General features: G+C 40.7%; 1 protein-coding gene. It reads right to left on the bottom strand.

Annotation, left to right across the window (positions count from 1 at the left end; translation table 11 throughout):
• Nucleotides 1-695 precede the first annotated feature (695 nt).
• On the bottom strand, nt 696-1,326 hold a 631-nt coding region (locus Q0140_RS04795; RefSeq protein ID WP_297962406.1), incomplete at its 5' end, for a DUF4198 domain-containing protein.

The raw sequence follows: 1,326 nt of genomic DNA, 5'->3' as shown, positions 1-1,326 counted from the left end.
TAATACCGATTTAAATTTCGCGGTATCCAGTAGGTGGAAGCAGTTGTAAAAAGTTGTGAAAATATATTGCTGCATACCAAAAACATTAGAGGCTATACTGCAAATTTGAAATTTAGACTTAGAAACGAACATCCTTGTTAAATTAAAGAATCGGCGCTAGTTTCAAATTTTTAGCAGCTTTTGAACGAGACGGCTTCTAGGAGTTTTAAATGCGCGAGTAAACGCTCTAAAATCGCTTTTACATTTTTAAACGCTAAACGCGCAACTAAAATTCCAGATGGATATACACAAATACAATCGTGACGAGATTTGTAAAAGGTACGAAAATCATCTATAAAGCAGCCATTCCTCAAAGCTTGCGAGTATCGTCAAAGGGAATTTATCGGCGGCGCAAAAAGAGTAGGGCGCGAGTGGAATTTTGAATAGAGCAAAATTTGAATTAAATTTAATCTTTTGGTTTTGAACGAGGATTGTTTCGGGCGAATAGGCACTAGAAGCTGAATTTTAAAGTTCATTTATGAAAAAGTGAGTATTCAAGCTAAAATTGGAATTTTATCAGGAAGGCTTGTCGTAGCACAGTGCGCAAATTGCGACGAGTTAAAAGCGCAGCCTACGCACGCAACCTTTAAAGCTCGCGCATAGCGTACTCCGGCTTTTAAATTTAATAGCCGGAGTAAAATTAGAGTAAATTTAAACTATTTTACCTCAAAAGCAAAAGACGCGATGATCGTCTCTTCGTCGCATTTTTTTGGATCTGAAAATGCGAGTTTATTTCTTGCTTTTAGTATCCAAGGGCCCGGCTTTAGCGCCATAACCTCGATTTCGCCCTTATCGTCAGTCATGCCATAAAATGCGCTCATATCTTCCAGAAATCCATCCGGCGCACCTTCAACTGCGGCATTTGCAAGTGGTTTGCCTTTAAACAGCACTTTAATTTTAAACGGCTTATTGGCTTTGAAATTTACCGGATTTTCTAAAGGTACGAGCTCGAGTCGCTCGCCCACGGGCTTAGTTATGAGATCGCCTGCTTGTGTGTTGATTACGCCCTTTGCGAGCATAGTGGCGCGACGGCAAAATTTAGCGTCTTTGATCGTATCTTTCGTGCCGCCCATATGCCATTTGCCGCTTTTATCCTCGGTCCAAAAGGTCGGTTTATATTGCCCGGTAATAATATAGACGCCTTCCGGCTGCTTTTCGCCTTCAAATTTATAGTTCTCGCTCGTGCGCTTTAGCTCGATTTTTTTGCCGTTTTTATCTATGACTACGGGGATTTCAAAATTATTTTCTCTCTGCTTATCAATCGGCTCGCACGTGGCAAATCCATCT

The sequence above is a fragment of the uncultured Campylobacter sp. genome (assembly GCF_938045405.1).
Lineage (GTDB): Bacteria > Campylobacterota > Campylobacteria > Campylobacterales > Campylobacteraceae > Campylobacter_B.
This window is presented reverse-complemented; position numbering and strand designations above follow the sequence as displayed.